Raw genomic sequence first — 18546 nt, forward strand, 5'->3', positions numbered from 1 at the left:
CCTAGAAGCTTGTATGCTAGCCGTTGAGTTCCCATCGGTGCAACGTGCAAGACCGTCACACAAACAAAGTCGAGTAGCTGCTTGTTGGAGGGTAAACTAGACATTGTCTGATTATATCCGAGAAAATGTCTAGTTATGTCAGTAATTGTCTAGATATTTACCGACTGTTAGTTAACCCTACCGATACATCTCTATTTTACGTTTGGTTTTGCATTACTTTATCTGCCCATCAATGGCATCGTTGGACACATTTATCTGAAATATTTTAACGACTGTTGCCATAGTAGCGATTAATTTCTAAGGGAACAAGCCTGTCCCCTTATCCGGTGAGACAGGACTGAACTTGGCTTGCCATCATGCCCAGATTACAACTTCGCGATCGCAGTGTCAATCAACGTCACCCCCTGTTCCACCGTTTCAATGCGACTCAGCTGATCTCGCAAGTCGCTGGCTCCAACAAAACCCTTAGTATACCACGCCAAATGTTTTCTGGCTTGCTGAACGCCGCGATCGCCTTTATACTCCCATAAAGCTTGTAAGTGTTCCTTGGCACAGGTTAACCGTTCTACTGGAGTCGGTGGTGCTAACTGTTTCCCCGTTTTCAGGAAATGGTCAATTTCTCCCACCAAAAACGGATACCCCAACGTTCCTCGCGAACACATCACCCCATCCGCCCCCGTCTGTTCCAAGCATTTGAGCGCTGACTCTACCGAGAAAATATCTCCATTAGCAATAACGGGAATAGACAGAATCTGCTTAACCTTACCAATCCACTCCCACTTTGCCTCACCCTTATACCCTTGGGCGCGGGTACGGGCGTGCAACGTTAGCATTTGCGCCCCCGCATCCTCCATCCGCTTGGCAAAATCGAGAATATTAATCTCATCATTACTCCAACCAATCCGCGTCTTCACCGTAACCGGAACAGACACCGCCTCCACCACCGCCCGGACAATCGCCTCCGCCGTTTCCGGTTCTCGCAGTAACGACGAACCCCCTCCCTTTTTGGTAATTTTATTCACCGGACATCCCATATTAATATCCACCGTATCCGCACCTTCCGCTACAGCTTTCTGGGCGGCTTCCCCCAGGAAATCAGGGCGACAGTCAAATAACTGGATACTAATCGGCTTTTCATTCGGATCAACATCCATGATTTTGGATAAACCCTGGACATGATGCAATCCGGCTGCATGAACCATCTCCGTATACATCATCGACTCTGGCGCATAGCGGCGCACCAGGCGACGGAATACCAAATCCGTGACGCCAGACAGAGGAGACTGGAGAACGCGACTCTTAACTTCAAACGAACCAATTTTCAGAGGAGTTGCTAATCGCTGCTGTAACTGAGAGCAAAAAACAGTCATACTTGTGATTGCGCTTGTGATTGCGCTTGTAGTTGCGCTTGTAGTTGCGCTTTAGCGCCGATCAACGCTTATATATCTCCCCCCAACTCCAGGTTAACCTGTTGGGTTACGCGATCGCTCCGGCTTGTAGTAAGAGAACCTTAGCCCTAGATTCGGTTGGGTTGAACGAAGTCGAAACCCAACCTACAACCTATCCCACCATTTTAGCTGTGCCATGCCAGTAGGGGTGAGTCGCGGAACTATCCTTAAGGGCAAAGGCATTCATTGTCTCGACTCGCCCCACTCAGCTGAGCTAACTTGTTCCGTTAAGCGATCGCAATCATTCAATCCTACCAGTAAACACTCGCTGCGCCGGTCCAGTCATGTAAATTCGTTGATCAACCTCTGACCATTCAATCTCCAAACATCCCCCAGGAAGTTCCACGGTGCAGGTGCGATCGCATTTTCCCGTCAATACCCCAGCAACCACCGACGCACAAGCCCCCGTACCACAAGCTAAAGTAGCTCCAGCCCCCCGTTCCCATACCCGCATTTTGATATAATCGGGGCGCACCACTTGAATAAATTCGGTATTGGTTCGTTTGGGGAAGACGGAATGATGCTCGAACTGAGGACCAATGAGTTCTAGGGGAATAGCACTCACGTCTTCTACATAGGTGATACAGTGAGGATTGCCCATGCTCACACAAGTAACCTGCCAACTCTTCCCGCCCACCTCTAAGGGAACATCAATCACCTTTTGATCCCCTTGAACTAAAGTTGTCGGGATTTGAGAGGCTAAAAGCTGAGGCATACTCATATTCACCCTAACTTTGCCATTGCCTTCCAGTTTCGGTGTAATCACCCCAGCTAAGGTATGAATCCGATACTCCCTTGAATTCTTGACTCCCTGTAAATCCCCTAAAAACTGCGCCAAACAGCGAATCCCATTGCCACACATTTCCGGTTCCGAGCCATCCGCGTTAAAAATCCGCATACTATAGTCAGTACCCTCAAGTCCTGGTAGGGCAAAAATCACCCCATCAGCGCCGATGCCAAAGTTGCGATCGCACCATTGCACGGCTTGCTCTGAAGTGATTAGCGGGTCTGGCTTTGACCGATTATCAATCAGAATGAAGTCATTCCCCAAACCGTGGTACTTTGTAAATTCAAATTCCATTATTGTCTCCCGCTTAACCATCTAATTATGAGTGAATTGGCCACCAATCTACCCAGTGTTCGTCAACTACAAAGCTTGATTCGAGAAGCCCAAGAGGTTGAACTGAAACTCATCACCAATGAAATCTTTACAGGCAGAGTGCGCTGGCAAGACACATCCTGCTTATGTATTCTAGATGAACAGGAGCAGCCGATTATTATTTGGTATCATGCGATCGCCTATATCAAGCCCAAGGGAGGCGGTGGCATGAATCGATCCCTCCAAGTACGCCAAGAATCTGCCGTGGCGAATTCTGAAACAGCCGAGAGTTATGAAACGGTAGAAAGTTCAGAAACAGAGGAGAGTGCAGATAATCCCTTTGAATTTGCGTGACATTCTCCTACACCGACCCTAGGGGTACAGTGTAGGCTTCCTTTGTCGCCGTTTTAGCCCTTCGACTTCGCTCAGGGCTAAAACGACGCTTCCGGCGTTTTATAGTGGGGAATATGCCCAGCCCCACTTTCTTGATGTTAATCGCAGCATTCCAATCTCTGTCAAGCACAAACCCACATAAACAGTGGTGAATTCGTACTGATAAATCTTTTTGTTCAACGCGATTACAACAAGAGCATACCTGGCTTGTGTTATAAGGCTTTACTTTCACCACCAATTTACCAGCTTTCGCAGCTTTGTAATTGAGAATTGAAAGGAATTGACCCCAGCCAGCGTCATTGATTGATTTGTTTAAACCTGACTTAGCGCTTTGTCCGTTTGGTAAACATTTCCCATCTTTGTCCTGTTTTAGCTTGTTTTTTCGGGACAAGTTCCCTGGCTTGATGTCTTCGACAAAGAACACCTTCTCATCCCGGCTCACCAGTCGAGTCGCCGATTCATAATGAAATTGCTTTCGCTTCCGCTGTAACTTTTGGTGATGCTTCGATATTTTTTTCGCCAGCTTTCGTCGTGATGCCGACTTATGCGGCTTCCCATCTTTGCGGTTAGCCAACCTTGCCAACTTCGCCTCGGACTGACGGTAATGTTGTTGAATAGGCTCAATTTCCCCATCCGATGCCGTCCAGAATTTCTCCAAACCAACGTCCAATCCAATGGAGTTCTCTTCTGTTGCTTCTATCTCTGATGGCTTAAACAAGGGGATGGATTTATCCTCTAGGGTTAAGCAAGTATACCAACCATCTGCTTTGTGGGAAACTAGCGCCGCCTTAAGCGTGAATCCTTCTGGGATTGGGCGATGGTAGATTAGTTTTACCTGACCCACCTTGGGTAGGTTGATATAGGCAATATCCCGTCGTGTACCGCCGTTTTTGCGCCGATGCGGGTTAACCTTAACACTCAGGCAATCAGCTTTTAGTTGAGGGATAGAAACTGTCCGGTATCGCCGCACTGATTTAAAGCGAGGTTTTCCGCTTCGCTTCCCATTTAAATCGCCTTTAATAAACCGATTAAACGCATCTTCTACCCGCTTAATTGCTTCCTGGATTACCTGGGAATGAACCCCTTCGTACAGGTGTTTATTCGATTCCCTTGACCAATGGGTTGCCCGTTTCTGTGAGTAATAGGTTGGCGGGTCTTTGAGGTCTGGTAAATAAGTTACGAAAATTGGACAAGCATTGACAGGTGAGCGATTACGCTCCCACCAGTTAAACCGTTCTTCCAACATCAGATTGTGTATCCGGCACAACTTGTACAGCCATTCATTTAGCTGATAAGTTTGTTGCTTATCCGGCACAATTCTATACTGGTAGTTCAGTTTAAATGTGTCTTGGCTCCGCTTCAATTTTTATCACCTCCTTAAGTTCAATTATAAATCACACTCTACACAGGCGATTCATCTCACACCAAATCAAAGATTATGGCGTGAGGCTTCTCGCCGATCAAGCTAATTTGTCATTGGTCATTCGTCATTGGTCATTGGTCATTCGTCAGAGTTTGATGAAGCGGAACCTCGGTGATACTACTATCAGGCAGGGGCGTTAACCACTCCTGTAATTGATTTAGGGGATAACTTCCGCCACACAATAGCAGGTGATCTTGCGCTCGAATTTCGGCATTCCCATCGGGAAAAGGGATAAACTTCCCTTCTCGACGGATTGCCTGCACCTGAATCCCATATTGACGCCGCCAATGGAGTTGGGACAGGCTTTTCCCGTGGGCTGGACTCTCTTGGGGTACCAACACCCATTGACAGGGACTGCTGGTGGCAGGATTTGTCATTTCCCCCTCTGCCAATTTCTTAAAGGCAGACAGTTCATCGGGTTCACCCACCGCTAAAAGGTGATCACCTTCCTCCAAACTCACCCCAGCATCGGGATAATCGATTTCCTCACCCTCAGCCCGACGAATAGCCACCAAGCTAACCCCGGTTAAGCGGCGAATATCGGCTTGTTCTAACGTCATACCTGTCAGTGGAGAATTCTCTGGCAAATCATACCACTTACTATTCATCATCTCAGCCGCCGTCCGTAAATCGCGGGCAATTTGAGACTGAGGTTGTTCGGGGCGCAAATCCAGATAATGGGAACTGCGAATTTTTTCCATTTCCTGCTGAATCACCCAATTGGGTACACCAATTCCTGACATCAAATGCGTCGCTAACTCCAAAGACGCCTCAAACTCCGGTTGCACCACCTCTCGCGCCCCCAGTTGGTACAGCAGTTCGATCTCCCGATCCTTATTCGCCCGCACGACGATATCTAAATTGGGGTTTAATTCTAGCGATCGCTTCACGCATAATCGGCTACTCATAGCGTCAGCCAAGACAATCACCATGGATTTTGCCCGTTCTACCCCAGCTTTATCCAAAACGTGTAAACTAGCCGCATTGCCGTAAACATAAGGAATTCCCGCATCTCGTAATTGCCCAATTACCTGCTCTGACTGCTCAACCACTACGATAGGATAATCATGCTCTCGCATCAGTCGCACTAAATTGCTACCGCTGCTTCCATACCCACAAATCACCACATGGTCTTTTAGCTGTTGGCTATTAAGTGATACGGCTTTCGGAGTTTCCATCGGTTCAAAATACCGTTTTAAGGGCGGAAAATTCTCTAACCAGTTCAATGCCAAGGGTGTTAATCGTAAGAGAAACGGTGTAACAATTAATGTCACCGCTGTTGTTCCTAAAATTAACAGATAAACCGGGCGAGGCACTAATCCCAACGTTTGCCCTTCACTGGCTAACACAAACGAGAATTCTCCAATTTGAGCTAACCCCAAACCTGCCAGAATTGCTGTTTTTAAGGGATAGCCAAAAATTTTGACAATTGGTGTTATAATTAAAGCTTTACCCACCAAAACCAGTAAAACCAATCCCAAAATTAATTCCAGGTTAGTCCACAGAAAAATCGGATCGATTAGCATCCCAATCGCGGCAAAAAAGAGGGCAGCAAAGACATCGCGCAAGGGTTCCACATAAGTCAGAGTTTGATCGGCATATTCCACCTCGGAAATCATTAACCCCGCCACAAACGCCCCCATTTCAATCGAGAGTCCTAACTGTGCTGTCAACAGGGCAATTCCCATACATAAACCCACAACTCCGAGTAAAAATAACTCTCGGCTTTCAGTACGGGCAAGGAATCGTAATAACGACGGAATTAACCATATTCCTACAGCAATGGCACCCGCCGCAAATAGACCAATTTTCAATAGGGCAAGTCCCACGGCTATACCAATCACTTCAGTGGGTTGGTCTAAAGCCGGGAGTACTGCTAACATTAATCCCAATGCCAAATCTTGCACCACCAAAATCCCCAGCATGACTTGCCCGTGGGAGGTTTCGGTTTCATTGCGTTCCATCAGGCATTTAAGAACCACCGCCGTGGATGACAACGACAAAGTTGCCCCAAGAAACACACCTTGGACGGGAGACATGACCCAACCCATGCCCAAAGAGACTAATGTGGTAACTAAAATAGTCAGTACCACTTGGAGTCCACCACCGCCCAGAGCAATCTTTTGCACTTTTCTCAGTTCCGCCAGGGAAAATTCCACCCCTAGGGCAAAGAGCAAAAATGCCACACCAAACTGAGCCAGGGTTTCAATTTGGATCACCTCTTTAATTAGACCCAAACCCGCCGGACCCACAATCATACCCCCGACGATATAGCCCAAGAGCGGGGGTTGACGGCATAAGGATGCCAAGAGTCCGCCAGCCGCTGCTGACGCCAGAACAGATACGAAGTCGATAATCAGTCGGAAGTCTTCTTGCACCGGTGCGTTATCAAAATTAAAGTGCTATATCCTTCTAGGATACAAATTTTCTTAAGATTTCCAACAATTTGTTAACCCCGGCAACATTCTGTGCTAATTCGTCTTGCGTAGAGGCAGCGTAGAGACGCGCCATGTTTTATGACTGATACAGTTTTTTTATAGTAATTCTGACAATATCAATTTACCCCACCGCCAAAGGATTTAACCAGCGAATCATCTCTAATTTCAGTCGATTTAAATCCCGATAAACCCCTTGCTTCATCCACTGACCGATCGCATCGAATGGCGTGAAGGAATCTCCCGTTTTCCAATTGACATCTTGTCCCAACGGTGTGAGATGATTTCCCGGTAGCATTTGTAGCACAACCATATTCGGAAATCGTTGTTGCAGCACAGGGGATAAAATTGCCGTTTGGTCTATCTCGTCCTTGATAAATTTAATCAGTAAATTGCGGCGGATGGCATAGTGCTGGGCAATCAGGTCGTTAGTTTCTTGAGGTGAAGGAGTAAATTCAACATCAAAGGCTGGCTTGATATTCAACTGCTTGAGGAACGTCAACTGATCCAGCATATTGAACTGTTCCAGAAACGGAATCGCTTGTTTCGCTGGATAGTTGTTGAAGGAAATCAAAATATTACCCGCCCGTTCCACAGAAAACAGACTACCAATCAGCAGATGCAGTTTGCACCCCATGCTATGTCCGACACCGTAGATCGGTAAATACTGTTTCCTGAGTAGCCTTGTGGCTTTGAGGCGATCGAGGGTCGTCTCAAAACGGTTGAGGACTTCGCGGGCGATCGCAACGTGATCTAAGGTATTGATAAACGGCGTCGCCACGACCAAATAACCCTGACGCCCTAATTGCTCAAGTAGCCAACGGTAGGTGACTTGGGGCGCAGCCGCAATAAATGCCCCACCCAAAAAATGCACGATGCCAACGGGACGAGACGGAATTAAAACCCAGCTACCAGATAGTTCTTGCCAGTCCATAGGAAGAGAGGGAAGTTCTTATATTTTTATATTGTGACGTACTCCTGGCTAGGTGGCGCTGTCTACATCATGTCCGGTTGAATACCTATACCTCGTTGCGTTCTAACGTGTCATTGGACAGCGTTGCCAAGAATCTCAGCGATATCATCGAGTTTAATTTATATATTTAATGAGAAATTGCTATCGGATAATAATTCCATAATTGGCTCAGGTCTGTACACTGTTAGATAAGCTTTTTGTCTCTGATTAGGCATATCCCTTAGCAATCATCATGATTAAATCCAAACTGCTTTTAACAAGTCTCCTGTCTACCGTAACCGTTACAGGTAGCCTATTTCTGGCAACGATTAGCCCCACTCAAGCCCTCCCTTGTGGGTTTGGCAAAAAGGGTATTTCCCAAAATGCTTCTGGAGAATCTCCTAGTCTCGTTGGCGATAAAATCAACTTCTACAAAAAATTTGGCATTGCTGGTGTTGGTATCGCCGCCGTAGCCGGAGGGTTGGTCGCTGTGAAAAAATTCAAAGCCGATCATAACCAACCCACTGAAGCGATTATCACAGAGACACCCTCATCAGAAGTCTTTGAACCCTATAACTTGGCTATCCCTGTTCCTCCAGAAGCGTTAGCCGCTTCAACTCCTGAAGCCGAGAAGTCTGAGCAGGATCTGACCTCCGTAAGCTAATTCAACTGGCTTAATGTTCGTAAGGTGGGCAAGAGCGATAGACTGATTAACTCGGTTCCTCAGCCTTGCTCACCCCACAGTTTCCTTAAAGTTATGATCGGTTAATCGCACTAGAGAAATAATGCAAAATTTGCGCGAGTTGATACCCTAGAGGTGTTGACCAACTCCAAGGAAAATAAATATGGCACAAGCGAAAGTGGGTGATACCGTCAAAATTCACTACACCGGTAAATTAAAGGACGGTACGGTTTTTGATTCTTCCCTGAGTCGCGAACCGATAGAATTCACCATTGATGCTGGACAGGTCATTCCAGGTTTCGAGCAAGCCGTTGTGGGTATGACACCTGGGGATTCCAAAACCGAAATGATTCCCATGGATAAAGCTTACGGTCCCCATCGCTCAGAAATGGTACTGGAGGTGACACGAGACAAAATGCCCCCAGACTTGAATCCCGAAATCGGTCAGCAATTACAAATTCAACAACCTAACGGGCGAGTTATTCCCGTGGTGATTACCGATGTCACCGACTCGAATGTGAGATTAGATGCCAATCATCCTCTAGCAGGACAAGACTTAACCTTTGATATTGAGTTAGTGGACATTTCTTGATCCAGGATTGTCTCAAACAAGAGAGGGAGGAGAGAGTGCCTTGGAAATTGATCAGCACAACTGATGCGGCACTCTCTCTTTCTGCTAATAGGTAGGTAAGTCGCTATTTTCATCAACATCCGCTAAGAACCCTACATTCCCCCCACACTAAAACTCGTCATTTCCCAGATTGCCCCACGTCGCTGCAAATCAAGCTGGTTGGTTTCAGAGAGTCCCTCATTCTCTCCAAATCGAGCGTTCTCTACGTCGGTAATCTTCAGATCAACTTCCGTGAGATTGGTATTACTCAGATTGCTATAGCTTAAGTTCGCCCGATTCAAAGTAGCCTGAGTCAGATTAGCACCACTCAGATTAACACCAAACAGATCAGCACCACTGAGGTTAACCCGACTGAGATTGCTTCCTCTCAAATCAGCACCGCTGAGATTAGCGCCACTTAAGTTGGTATCGCTTAAGTCAGCACCAATTAAAAAAGCACCACTCAGATCAGCACCCACCATAATGGCTTCCTTTAGGATGGCTCCAAATAAGTTCGCACTACTTAAGTTAGCTCGGCTGAGATTAACTTGAGTGAGATTAACCCGGCTGAGATTAACATCTGCTAAGTCAGCATCCATGAGATTCGCCTCAATCAAAGTCGCGCCTCTGAGATCGGCATGCATCAAGAAAGTGCGGCTCAGGTTAGCTGCATTTAAATTGACACCGCTTAAGTTAGCCTGTTTCAGATTAGCGCCACTGAGGTTGACTCGGCTGAGATCCGTGTTGCTTAAATCGGCGTCAATCAATTGAGTACCCCTGAGATCAGCACCACTCAAATCAGCACCAATCAAGTCAGCACCGTTAAGATCAGCACCCATGAGATTGATCTTCCTGAGATTAGCACCCTGAAAATTCCGTTCCCTGCCGAGATAACGCCGCAGGAGTTCGTTAGTATCCATAATGTTCGGGGAAAACTGGAGTTGTACTATAAATTTCCCAAGGATTTCCCTAAGCATCGTGATGGGTTTCACCCCTCACCCCCACTAGAGCTAAATATGCTATGAGTTACTCAATCAGGCAAAAATTCATCAAATCTTTACACGCTTTTCATCATAGCTAAACATAAAAAGCCGTTCGGGGGTGCAAACTAGGTAAGTAAGGGAGCTTAAACGCATTCCAACGTGGTCGTTATTCTCCTGTTTAGTGTTTAGGTTGTTTGGGAATCCCCTAGTGGTGTCTTCGAGGCTCACCTAGGGGTTTTTTTTGGGGGGATTTTATAGCTGTTGCCATGGTGGCATGGTGGCAAGGTGTTCACCAGGCGATCACAGTCCTTGATTTCGGACTATGCCACGGTAGGGGAAACTAAAAAAGCCTTACCATTCGACTGAGAATACCGCAAGTAGAGCCTTATGCATTGAGTTCCGTTAATATTTATTAAGGATGCAAGTCATCCTGTTTCTCGAAGAAAGTCACTCAGGTTGTGCCTCTTATACTCCGAGCAGGAGAGAGGTTTGGAGAGATGTTTTCCAGATCCCGTGAGTAAGCTTATACTCTTCTGCTTTTGGTCAGAATCCGCCCAACCCAACATTTTGTTTCGTTCATGAATGGTAACTCAATCCCAAACGACCAACCCGGGTGGTCACTCGATGAACGTGATCCCCAAACCATCCAATCTTTCATGCCCTTATGGGGATGGTTTTACCACTACTACTTTCGGGTGAAAACCGATGGCTGGCATCACATTCCCGATCAGGATAACGCCTTATTTGTGGGGTCTCACAATGGCGGACTCGTCGCACCGGATATGATCATGGTCATGTATGACTGGTTTCGGCGTTTTGGTACCGAACGTCCGGTTTATGGTTTGATGCACCCCAATGGCTGGAAAATTGACCCAAACACGGCACGACTAGCAGCTAAGACGGGGGCAATCAGGACTCATCCAAAAATGGCGATCGCGGCTTTGCGTCGAGGTGCTAGTGTCCTCGTCTACCCTGGGGGGGCGCAGGATGTCTTTCGTCCCCATACCATGCGGAATAAAATCCATTTAGCGGGGCGTCAAGGGTTTATTAAGCTGGCACTACGAGAAGGTGTGCCGATTATACCCGTTATTTCCCATGGCGCTCATGATACATTGATTGTTTTGGCTGATTTTTACGACCAGATTCGACAATTGCACGATTGGGGACTTTTCCCGTGGTTATTTGGTCTTGATCCGGAAGTGTTTCCCATCTACTTAGGTTTACCCTGGGGATTAGCGATTGGACCTTTACCCAATATTCCCTTACCTGTCCAAATTTACACTCGTATTTGTGCGCCGATTGTTTTTGAATGGTATGGTCGGGATGCAGCTAGCGATCGCGAATATGTCAATGCTTGCTATGAAAAAGTCTGTACTCAGATGCAATGGGAACTTGATGGTTTAGTCAAGGTGGCGAGTAGAAGTTGATCTGGCTGATGAGAATAGCAGGGATTTGTGAAAAAGGAGATATTGTAAGAATTGACTTGTATTGAGTTGAGGATAGTACCTTGAGTAATTCTACCGATCCGTCTCCATCCGTCTCTCGTCAGGATTTAGATTACTGGTTAGAACGTCAAACCGAATACCAACAGACTCTTAATGTCATCGAATCAAGAGGAGAAAACAGTGAAAGTGTGTGGAAACTGAGAGGTAAGCTTGAAGCCGTCGGAGAAACGATCGCTTACCTACAACGGAAGCTCAATAAAGTCTAGAGCATTGGTTTATTAATCGCAGTTGGTGGGCAAAACAGTCGGGGAAGTCTCCTGGGCAAAAAACCCAGTGATACTATCACTGGGTTAACAAGGGCTGCTGTAATAACTGAAGAAGATGTCGTCAGCTAGTATATTATTGACTCAACGTTAAGTCTTGTTTATTCACAGATTAAAATTCAAAAGTCGCTATTATAGGAAAAACCCTCGCTATCTATCATAAAGATGTCAGCGAGGGAAGATGTCACTAAATTTAGCGGAGACAAATTTGAGGTCGTTCCAGACGCGCCATCATACCATGCTGTCTGGAACGGAGTTATTTAACGAACGACGCCCTGTTGAGAAGCAACTTCCATGGGCTTCATCAGGTAGAGTCTCAGGAACTGCCAGCCATTAGAGACATAGTAGGGCAGCTTCTTGAAAAATTGCACGAACTTTGGACTGTTGGAGTTAGCAATTTCCGTCAACTTTTCGTTATTGCCAATACAGACTTCTAGACGTTCGTAGAACTTAGGATGTTCCACATCTAAAATCACTGGAAATACCCGCGCCGCCGTTTCGTTGGTCTTCTGAATCACATGCTTATCATACTCGCGGGCATCTAAACCAATCGACTGATAGAAACCAGACCGTTGGATGTCATTTAGATACATTGTCACAAATACTGAGAGCAAGAAGAAGCGAGACCATAACTTCGCCTGCCAATCATTTAACATTTGCGGCTGGGCTTTCATGATCGCATCAAAGAAATCCCCATGACGATTTTCGTCCTGACACCAGTTTTCAAAGAACCGGAAGATGGGGTAAATGCGGTCTTCAGGATGAGCTTCAAGATGGCGATAAATGGTGATATACCGCCAGTAGCCAATCTTCTCCGACAAATAGGTGGCGTAGAAGATAAACTTTGGCTGGAAGAAGGTGTACTTCTTATTCTTGGTCAAAAATCCCAAATCCAATGCCAGATTGAAATCTGACATCGCCTTGTTCAGAAAACCAGCATGACGTGCTTCATCACGAGACATCAGGGTGAAACACTCTGCCAGCACCGGACTTTTATCTTTGATCCGACGACCCAATTCCTTATAAAGTAAAAATCCAGAGAATTCTGCTGTACAGGAACGCTCCAGAAATTCCACAAACAAGCGGCGGGTTTCACCGTCGATATGCTCCCAAGACTGCTCAAACTCAGCGTCCCGGACGAAGTGGTGGCGATTGTAGTCCGCACGGAACTCTTCTAGAATCGCCAATAGCTCATCCTCATTCGGCGAGATGTCCATCTGCGCCATCGCTTCAAAGTCTGTCGTGTAGAACCGAGGCGTCAGAATGGTCTCCTTCGCCGGGGATTTAACGCCAGGTCTGATTTCTTCAAAGCTAGGTTTTTTAAGGGTATCTACCATAGTTGGTTGTACTCGTTATCTCTTACTTACGATTTTGGACTTGAGAATATGGCAATTGGGGGGTGACTCGACCCGCGCCGATTTTTTAGAGCTGCATATTGAGTCTACCAAGGTCTTGGGTGAGTGCAAAATCCAGTTAAGGTTAAAATTTGTAAATTTGCTTAACCTTTCTTCATGTTTGTCAGGGAACAGGTAAGGTAGAGCATCATTTGGTAAAGACGTTGCCTGCAACGTCTCTACAACAGTTCGACTTTTGTCAAAAGGGACATGACTATCGCCATGCCCCTAATTAATTAAATCAAAGACGGTTTAGTACCGAAGTCCTAAGCCGTTAAGCTTCTTCAGCTTCAACGCGACCGTAAAAGATTCCCCGAATCAAGACTTCTTCAGGTTCTTCTTCGGCACCCAGGTCAGTATCAGCCGTCTGTTCGCTCTCAAAGGTACCAGCAATTTCTCCGGTGAAGCTATCCACCTTAGAAACCTGTAGAGACATCTCACCGGATCGGGTCTCTACGCGCTTAACGTTAGCGCGAACGAATTCCTCTTCATCCGCTTTGGAAGGCAGCGCGATCGCATTATCATAACCAGATGCTACACCACGACCTTTGGGATCGAGGAACACAGCACCCCGATAAGACGGAACTTTAAATTCCCCTTCAAAGTCAGTAGACGTATTCACGCTCGTCATGTTTGGCTGACTTGTGGCAACCAAACTTTTAATTGTGAACATGAAGGGAACTTGTTCGCCTCCAGGTAGCTGTACTGTAATCGCTTGAAAGTCAATGCCATCCTCTTCAGTAAAGATAAGGCTGCCATTTTCTCCAGGATTCAAGGAACCTTCAACTTGATCTAGGCTAGAGGTAGACCGGGTCAATAACTTACCTGGGATATATTCTGCCTCTCTACGCTTATTTGCAGGTTCTTCCTTGACAAAGAAGCTGGTTGGCTGTAGACACAGCTCGACAATTCGATAGGACTTATCAGACTCAATGGGAATAGAACCACGAGTTGTTTCCGAAAGCTGGGGACATAAATTCGCTAATCCTGTATTTCTAATCTGGTCGTAGGTCAATTGATCAGGACTAGTCGCTGTTGCTTCTGAACAAGCCGTTAACACCCCCAGACACAATGCCAAAAAGGCAACAATCAATGCGCGATACCTCATGGTCAACCTCAATCGTCAATCTCTAAAACAAGAAATTTTTTTTATGGTGATTAGCTAGTGAATCAGGCTGTGGTTTATACAAATAAAACCGCAACTATCCTTACCATATCAACGAAAGTTACCCTAAATTCACTCCACCTTAAATGCGGCAAAGGGGCGGACGAGGAGAACCCGGAGGGTCAGCGTCCGATAGCGAAGCAGGTGGGCAACGCCCGACGAAATTGCCGCACTGGGATTACTCCCATGGTCAACAGGCTTTGAAGAGCCTACACCTGATCCTGCGATTAGGTGTGCGGTCGTTGACACCATGGTATAGTTTTGGTCACACGCTGGTTATCGGTAATCGCTGAGTAGATCGAACGGTGGCTTACTAAAGCCTTGTTCCCTACAAGATGCCGAAGGCGTGAACCTTAGCTTTTCTCTAGCATTGTACACGGGAAGCGACACTTTTACGCTTTCAATCAAGCAGGTGGCAAGAAACAACAAAGATTGACAGGGGTAGGATGAATTTTAGTGATGAGTTAGATGCTCAGGAGCTACAGGTCAAATTACAAGCTCTAAGGACGGAGATTTGGGCGTTAGCCGATAGGCATAAAGGGGATACATTAACACTGCTGGCTCTGCTGCGGACGCTGGAAGAGGCGCACCGCGAGATCCGAGATGGTCTATTTCAAGACTCGTTACCCGACAATCGACAAACCCTGTATGCGCTGCTCAAAGATATTGAAGAATTAGGGGGTTGGCCTTATGTGGCGCGGATGAAGCTGCGATCGCTGCTGACAAATTTCCCGGAAGCGGCAATCTCTGAGATTCAACAACCCTAACGCGAGCTAGCGCTTGCCAACCCAAGCTAGCCGCGCCAGACGTTGGCTCAGGCAGGGTAAAGTTAGGATCGTCTATAACAACTTAGAATGCTTGGCTAATGAGATGAAAACAAGTTTTCTCCCTCTGCCAATTCATCTCACCGCTTGCGGAGCGAGATTATGGCGGGAAACGTCTTGGAGATTAGGTTAAACGATGTTGCGCCAACAAGACAGTTGGGGCAACAGGTGCTAAGATCCAGCCGTCAGTCTTAGCACTTTATTATCTTATTCTTATTTTTGAGCAGGGACTATGAATGAAATTAAGTTTGGTACAGACGGCTGGCGAGGTGTGATCGCCGCCGATTTTACGTTTGAGCGTGTGGCGTTAGTCGCGACAGCCGCCACTCAAATCCTGGCTGAGTGTTACGGCAAAACCAGCGGTAGCCGTACTGTGGTTGTTGGTTATGATCGGCGCTTTATGGCGGAAACCTTTGCCAAAAAGACGGCGGAGGTTGTCCAATCCTTGGGATTTGATGTGTTGCTTTCTGAAAGTTACGCGCCCACCCCGGCATTTAGCTGGGCAGCAAATAACCAGAATGCACTAGGTGCTTTGGTTCTAACGGCTAGCCATAATCCAGCCAGTTATCTGGGACTAAAAGTGAAGGGGGCATTTGGGGGATCAGTTCCGCCAGAAATTACCCAAAAAATTGAAGCCACACTCGCTCAACCCCCAGCCTCAGCGCCAACGCCAGGTAAAATCCAATCCTTTGATCCTTGGTCAAGTTATTGTGATGCGCTGCGCTCAAAAATAAATTTGGCTAGTATTCAGAACCTGATTAGCCAAGGTAAATTGACTGTCTTTGCCGATGTCATGCATGGCGCAGCCGCAGGGGGCTTGAGCAAAATTTTAAATGTACCGATTCAGGAACTCAATAGCTCCCGTGATCCCTTATTTGGTGGCGGTGCGCCGGAACCTTTGCCCCGTTATCTGTCTCAACTCTTTCGCCAAATCCGTACCCACCGACGACAAGCAGAGGCAGCTTTACGGGTAGGATTAGTCTTTGACGGAGATAGCGATCGCATTGCGGCAGTGGATGGACAAGGTAATTTCCTCAGTTCTCAAATTCTAATCCCGATTCTGATTGAACATTTAGCATCCCGACGGCAAGAGACAGGGGAAGTGGTAAAAACGATTAGTGGTTCGGATTTAATTCCCCAAATTGCCCAACTTTATCAATTGCCCCTCCACGAAACCCCCATTGGGTACAAATATATTGCCGATCGCATGGTTTCTACCCAAGTCTTGCTGGGAGGTGAAGAATCCGGTGGAATTGGGTATGGGACACATATCCCAGAACGTGATGCCTTACTCTCTGCCCTATATCTGTTGGAAGCGATCGCGGAATCGGGTATGGATTTAAGCCAACTTTACCAACGCTTACAAGAGCAAGTTGGCTATACCTCAGTTTATGACCGCATTGATTTACATCTAGCGGGAATGGATGAGCGATCGCGTCTACTCAACCAACTGCAAACCCAACCCCCCACTGAGATTAATGGTCAAGCCGTTGTTGATTGTTTAACCATTGATGGGTATAAATTCCGCTTAGCTGATGGTAGCTGGCTACTGATTCGATTTAGTGGTACCGAACCCGTTTTACGCCTTTACTGTGAAGCTTCGACTCCAGAGCAAGTTCGTCAAACTCTCAGTTGGGCAAAAGATTGGGCAAATAGAAATCAGGGATGAGGAAGATAGGGGAGATAGGGGAGATGGGGGAGATAGGGAACACCTCGACTTCGCTCGGTGTGTCAGATGGGGAGGTTTTTCTCCCTTGTCTACTTTCCTTCCTTGTCCTCCTTGTCTTGTCCCCACCCTAAAATAAAAAACCTACACCTGTAAGAATTGTGTAGGGGCGGGTTTCACAACTATCTTTTCGGTTACACCCAGATGTAACTAAACCCGCCCCGACTAAATGACAAATGACGAATGATATCAATTCCGGTGAATTGCCCATAATAGCAATGCTGTAACCGCAAGGGTTTCGGGCTTTTTTATTCAGGGTGATTTGCCGGACATTATATGACGAATGACGAATGACAAATGACAAATGACCAACCTAATTGTTGCCACTGGAAATCCAGGTAAATTACGCGAGATGCAGGCATATCTGGGTGATTTGCCTTGGGAATTGCAGCTTAAGCCACCGGAAATCGAGATTGAAGAAACAGGCGATACCTTTGCAGCAAATGCTCGTCTCAAGGCGTTAGGTGTCGCCCAAGCCACGGGTGAATGGTCAATCGCCGATGATTCTGGTTTACAAGTGGATGCTTTAAATGGAGCGCCGGGGATTTATTCTGCACGCTACGGGAAAACCGATACAGAACGGATTGAGCGGTTGCTGTCTGAATTAGGGAATACATCCAATCGGGGGGCGCAGTTTGTTTGTGCGATCGCGATCGCCCGTCCTAATGGCACAATCGCCTTAGAAGTGGAGGGCGTGTGCCGAGGTGAAATTCTCAAGGCTCCCCTGGGTACAGGTGGCTTTGGTTACGATCCAATTTTTTATCTGCCAGAACAGGGGTTAACCTTTGCCCAAATGAGTCGTAAACAAAAGCAATGCTACAGTCATCGTGGCAAAGCCTTAGAATTACTCCTTTCCCAATTCAACCAACTCTTATGAATTTATGAGTTGTGAACCTTTTCATCCAGAGCGACTAATACAGCACAATATTTTCCTTAACTTTTAATTAATTATTATTTATTGTTGTTTTAGCCTACTCAAAACGAAAAAACCGATTTTTTGAACCCTTAATTGTAAAGTTTTATCACAAAAAAATCTAGTAGTTGTGTTACATGAACCGATGTGTGCAATAATCCCCACATAACATCAACTGGAGTTCAAGACATTCTCCCTAAGTATGATGTTTCTGACTCGGCTGGTTTAATCTGGAGTTCCCCAGCGAAACAATGGACACAACCGTACTGTGCAGCCTTGCGCGATTTTTAACGCGCCCTGCATAGGTGTCATTTCGGAACAGGCGGCGAAAAGCTTATTTGCACAATGATTTAGCCGTTATTGAAAGACAATTTAAAAGCTGAATAGCTTAGAATGCACTCCTTATCTTACACAGTCTTTCTGGAGAGTGTATTAAACAGTGTTTCTGAAGAGGTTGAACTCTCTTCGCCTCGAGACAATTGAGTGTCTAGTACTTAAAAAAATATGCCGCAACATCACGGGATGAGCCCGTTTCAACAACTCCTTGAGGCTTCAGCCCAAAAAGGTACACATCAAGGATTCTTTGGCAGACTAAGCTGTCATGCATTTAAACTGTGATAAGAGCATTACCCTTATTTTTCAGTTTGCGCCCCCAGTTAATAACTAGCTTGTCTTCATTTAAAAGTTGATGCAACAAAGATTCTAACTCTTCAATGGATTCAAAAAGCCGA

At 46.4% G+C, this 18546-nt stretch carries 18 protein-coding genes and 1 pseudogene; 9 read left to right on the forward strand and 10 right to left on the reverse strand.

What is annotated here, in order from left to right; all coding sequences use genetic code 11:
* Positions 1-365: 365 nt before the first annotated feature.
* Positions 366-1370, reverse strand: coding sequence for a tRNA dihydrouridine synthase DusB (gene dusB, locus RIG66_RS04405; protein ID WP_446375570.1), 1005 nt, complete (start codon positions 1368-1370; stop codon positions 366-368).
* A 44-nt stretch (positions 1371-1414) separates the two neighbouring features.
* On the opposite strand from dusB, the gene RIG66_RS04410 reads away from it, so the two are divergent.
* The gene (locus tag RIG66_RS04410) at positions 1415-1594 is read left to right on the forward strand and encodes a hypothetical protein (RefSeq protein ID WP_446375572.1); all 180 of its coding nucleotides are present in this window, start codon (positions 1415-1417) and stop codon (positions 1592-1594) included.
* Positions 1595-1689: 95 nt separating this feature from the next.
* Here RIG66_RS04410 and dapF read toward each other — a convergent pair whose 3' ends face one another.
* Entirely contained in the window at positions 1690-2529 is an 840-nt protein-coding gene (dapF, locus tag RIG66_RS04415; protein WP_446375574.1) for a diaminopimelate epimerase, read from the reverse strand.
* 27 nt (positions 2530-2556) lie between these two features.
* On the opposite strand from dapF, the gene RIG66_RS04420 reads away from it, so the two are divergent.
* Complete coding sequence (locus RIG66_RS04420; protein ID WP_446375576.1) at positions 2557-2901, forward strand: Hfq-related RNA-binding protein; 345 nt, start codon at positions 2557-2559, stop codon at positions 2899-2901.
* 7 nt (positions 2902-2908) lie between these two features.
* Here RIG66_RS04420 and RIG66_RS04425 read toward each other — a convergent pair whose 3' ends face one another.
* From RIG66_RS04425 to RIG66_RS04435, 3 genes are all read right to left on the reverse strand, one after another.
* The gene (locus RIG66_RS04425) at positions 2909-4303 is read right to left on the reverse strand and encodes an RNA-guided endonuclease InsQ/TnpB family protein (protein WP_446375578.1); all 1395 of its coding nucleotides are present in this window, start codon (positions 4301-4303) and stop codon (positions 2909-2911) included.
* Between the two features lie 131 nt (positions 4304-4434).
* Positions 4435-6741: a cation:proton antiporter domain-containing protein gene (locus RIG66_RS04430; RefSeq protein WP_446375580.1), complete on the reverse strand. Its 2307-nt coding sequence runs from the start codon at positions 6739-6741 to the stop codon at positions 4435-4437.
* 181 nt (positions 6742-6922) lie between these two features.
* Entirely contained in the window at positions 6923-7732 is an 810-nt protein-coding gene (locus tag RIG66_RS04435) for a DUF1350 family protein (RefSeq protein ID WP_446375582.1), read from the reverse strand.
* A gap of 271 nt (positions 7733-8003) precedes the next feature.
* Here RIG66_RS04435 and RIG66_RS04440 point away from each other — a divergent pair, with 271 nt between their 5' ends.
* Entirely contained in the window at positions 8004-8414 is a 411-nt protein-coding gene (locus RIG66_RS04440) for a hypothetical protein (protein WP_446375584.1), read from the forward strand.
* A gap of 181 nt (positions 8415-8595) precedes the next feature.
* The gene (locus RIG66_RS04445) at positions 8596-9024 is read left to right on the forward strand and encodes an FKBP-type peptidyl-prolyl cis-trans isomerase (protein WP_006098302.1); all 429 of its coding nucleotides are present in this window, start codon (positions 8596-8598) and stop codon (positions 9022-9024) included.
* A gap of 131 nt (positions 9025-9155) precedes the next feature.
* On the opposite strand, the gene RIG66_RS04450 is transcribed toward RIG66_RS04445, so the two are convergent.
* A complete protein-coding gene (locus RIG66_RS04450) occupies positions 9156-9962 on the reverse strand; it encodes a pentapeptide repeat-containing protein (protein WP_446375586.1) in 807 nt (268 codons plus the stop codon).
* A gap of 641 nt (positions 9963-10603) precedes the next feature.
* On the opposite strand from RIG66_RS04450, the gene RIG66_RS04455 reads away from it, so the two are divergent.
* Both RIG66_RS04455 and RIG66_RS04460 read left to right on the forward strand, forming a co-directional pair.
* Positions 10604-11452 (forward strand): lysophospholipid acyltransferase family protein, encoded by an 849-nt coding sequence (locus RIG66_RS04455; protein WP_446375588.1) that lies wholly within the window; start codon positions 10604-10606, stop codon positions 11450-11452.
* An 80-nt stretch (positions 11453-11532) separates the two neighbouring features.
* The gene (locus tag RIG66_RS04460; RefSeq protein ID WP_446375590.1) at positions 11533-11736 is read left to right on the forward strand and encodes a hypothetical protein; all 204 of its coding nucleotides are present in this window, start codon (positions 11533-11535) and stop codon (positions 11734-11736) included.
* Positions 11737-12053: 317 nt separating this feature from the next.
* Here the strand turns inward: RIG66_RS04460 and acsF are convergent, their stop codons facing one another.
* From acsF to RIG66_RS04475, 3 genes are all read right to left on the reverse strand, one after another.
* Positions 12054-13130, reverse strand: a complete 1077-nt coding sequence (gene acsF, locus RIG66_RS04465; protein ID WP_446375592.1) for a magnesium-protoporphyrin IX monomethyl ester (oxidative) cyclase — start codon at positions 13128-13130, stop codon at positions 12054-12056.
* A 331-nt stretch (positions 13131-13461) separates the two neighbouring features.
* Complete coding sequence (gene psbO / locus RIG66_RS04470; RefSeq protein ID WP_446375594.1) at positions 13462-14295, reverse strand: photosystem II manganese-stabilizing polypeptide; 834 nt, start codon at positions 14293-14295, stop codon at positions 13462-13464.
* A 129-nt stretch (positions 14296-14424) separates the two neighbouring features.
* Positions 14425-14604 carry a hypothetical protein gene (locus RIG66_RS04475; RefSeq protein ID WP_446375596.1) on the reverse strand — a complete coding sequence of 60 codons (180 nt, stop codon included), beginning with the start codon at positions 14602-14604 and terminating at the stop codon, positions 14425-14427.
* Between the two features lie 194 nt (positions 14605-14798).
* Here RIG66_RS04475 and RIG66_RS04480 point away from each other — a divergent pair, with 194 nt between their 5' ends.
* The 3 genes from RIG66_RS04480 to rdgB all read left to right on the forward strand — a co-directional run bounded on the left by RIG66_RS04480 (position 14799) and on the right by rdgB (position 17779).
* The gene (locus tag RIG66_RS04480; RefSeq protein ID WP_446375598.1) at positions 14799-15119 is read left to right on the forward strand and encodes a hypothetical protein; all 321 of its coding nucleotides are present in this window, start codon (positions 14799-14801) and stop codon (positions 15117-15119) included.
* A gap of 289 nt (positions 15120-15408) precedes the next feature.
* Positions 15409-16845, forward strand: coding sequence for a phosphoglucomutase/phosphomannomutase family protein (locus RIG66_RS04485; RefSeq protein ID WP_446375600.1), 1437 nt, complete (start codon positions 15409-15411; stop codon positions 16843-16845).
* Between the two features lie 361 nt (positions 16846-17206).
* A complete protein-coding gene (gene rdgB, locus RIG66_RS04490) occupies positions 17207-17779 on the forward strand; it encodes an RdgB/HAM1 family non-canonical purine NTP pyrophosphatase (RefSeq protein ID WP_446375602.1) in 573 nt (190 codons plus the stop codon).
* A 643-nt stretch (positions 17780-18422) separates the two neighbouring features.
* On the opposite strand, the pseudogene RIG66_RS04495 reads toward rdgB, so the two are convergent.
* Positions 18423-18546 (reverse strand): annotated as a pseudogene (locus tag RIG66_RS04495) (IS630 family transposase); the annotation flags it as partial.

The sequence above is a fragment of the Coleofasciculus sp. E2-BRE-01 genome, assembly GCF_040221695.1.
Lineage (GTDB): Bacteria > Cyanobacteriota > Cyanobacteriia > Cyanobacteriales > Coleofasciculaceae > Coleofasciculus.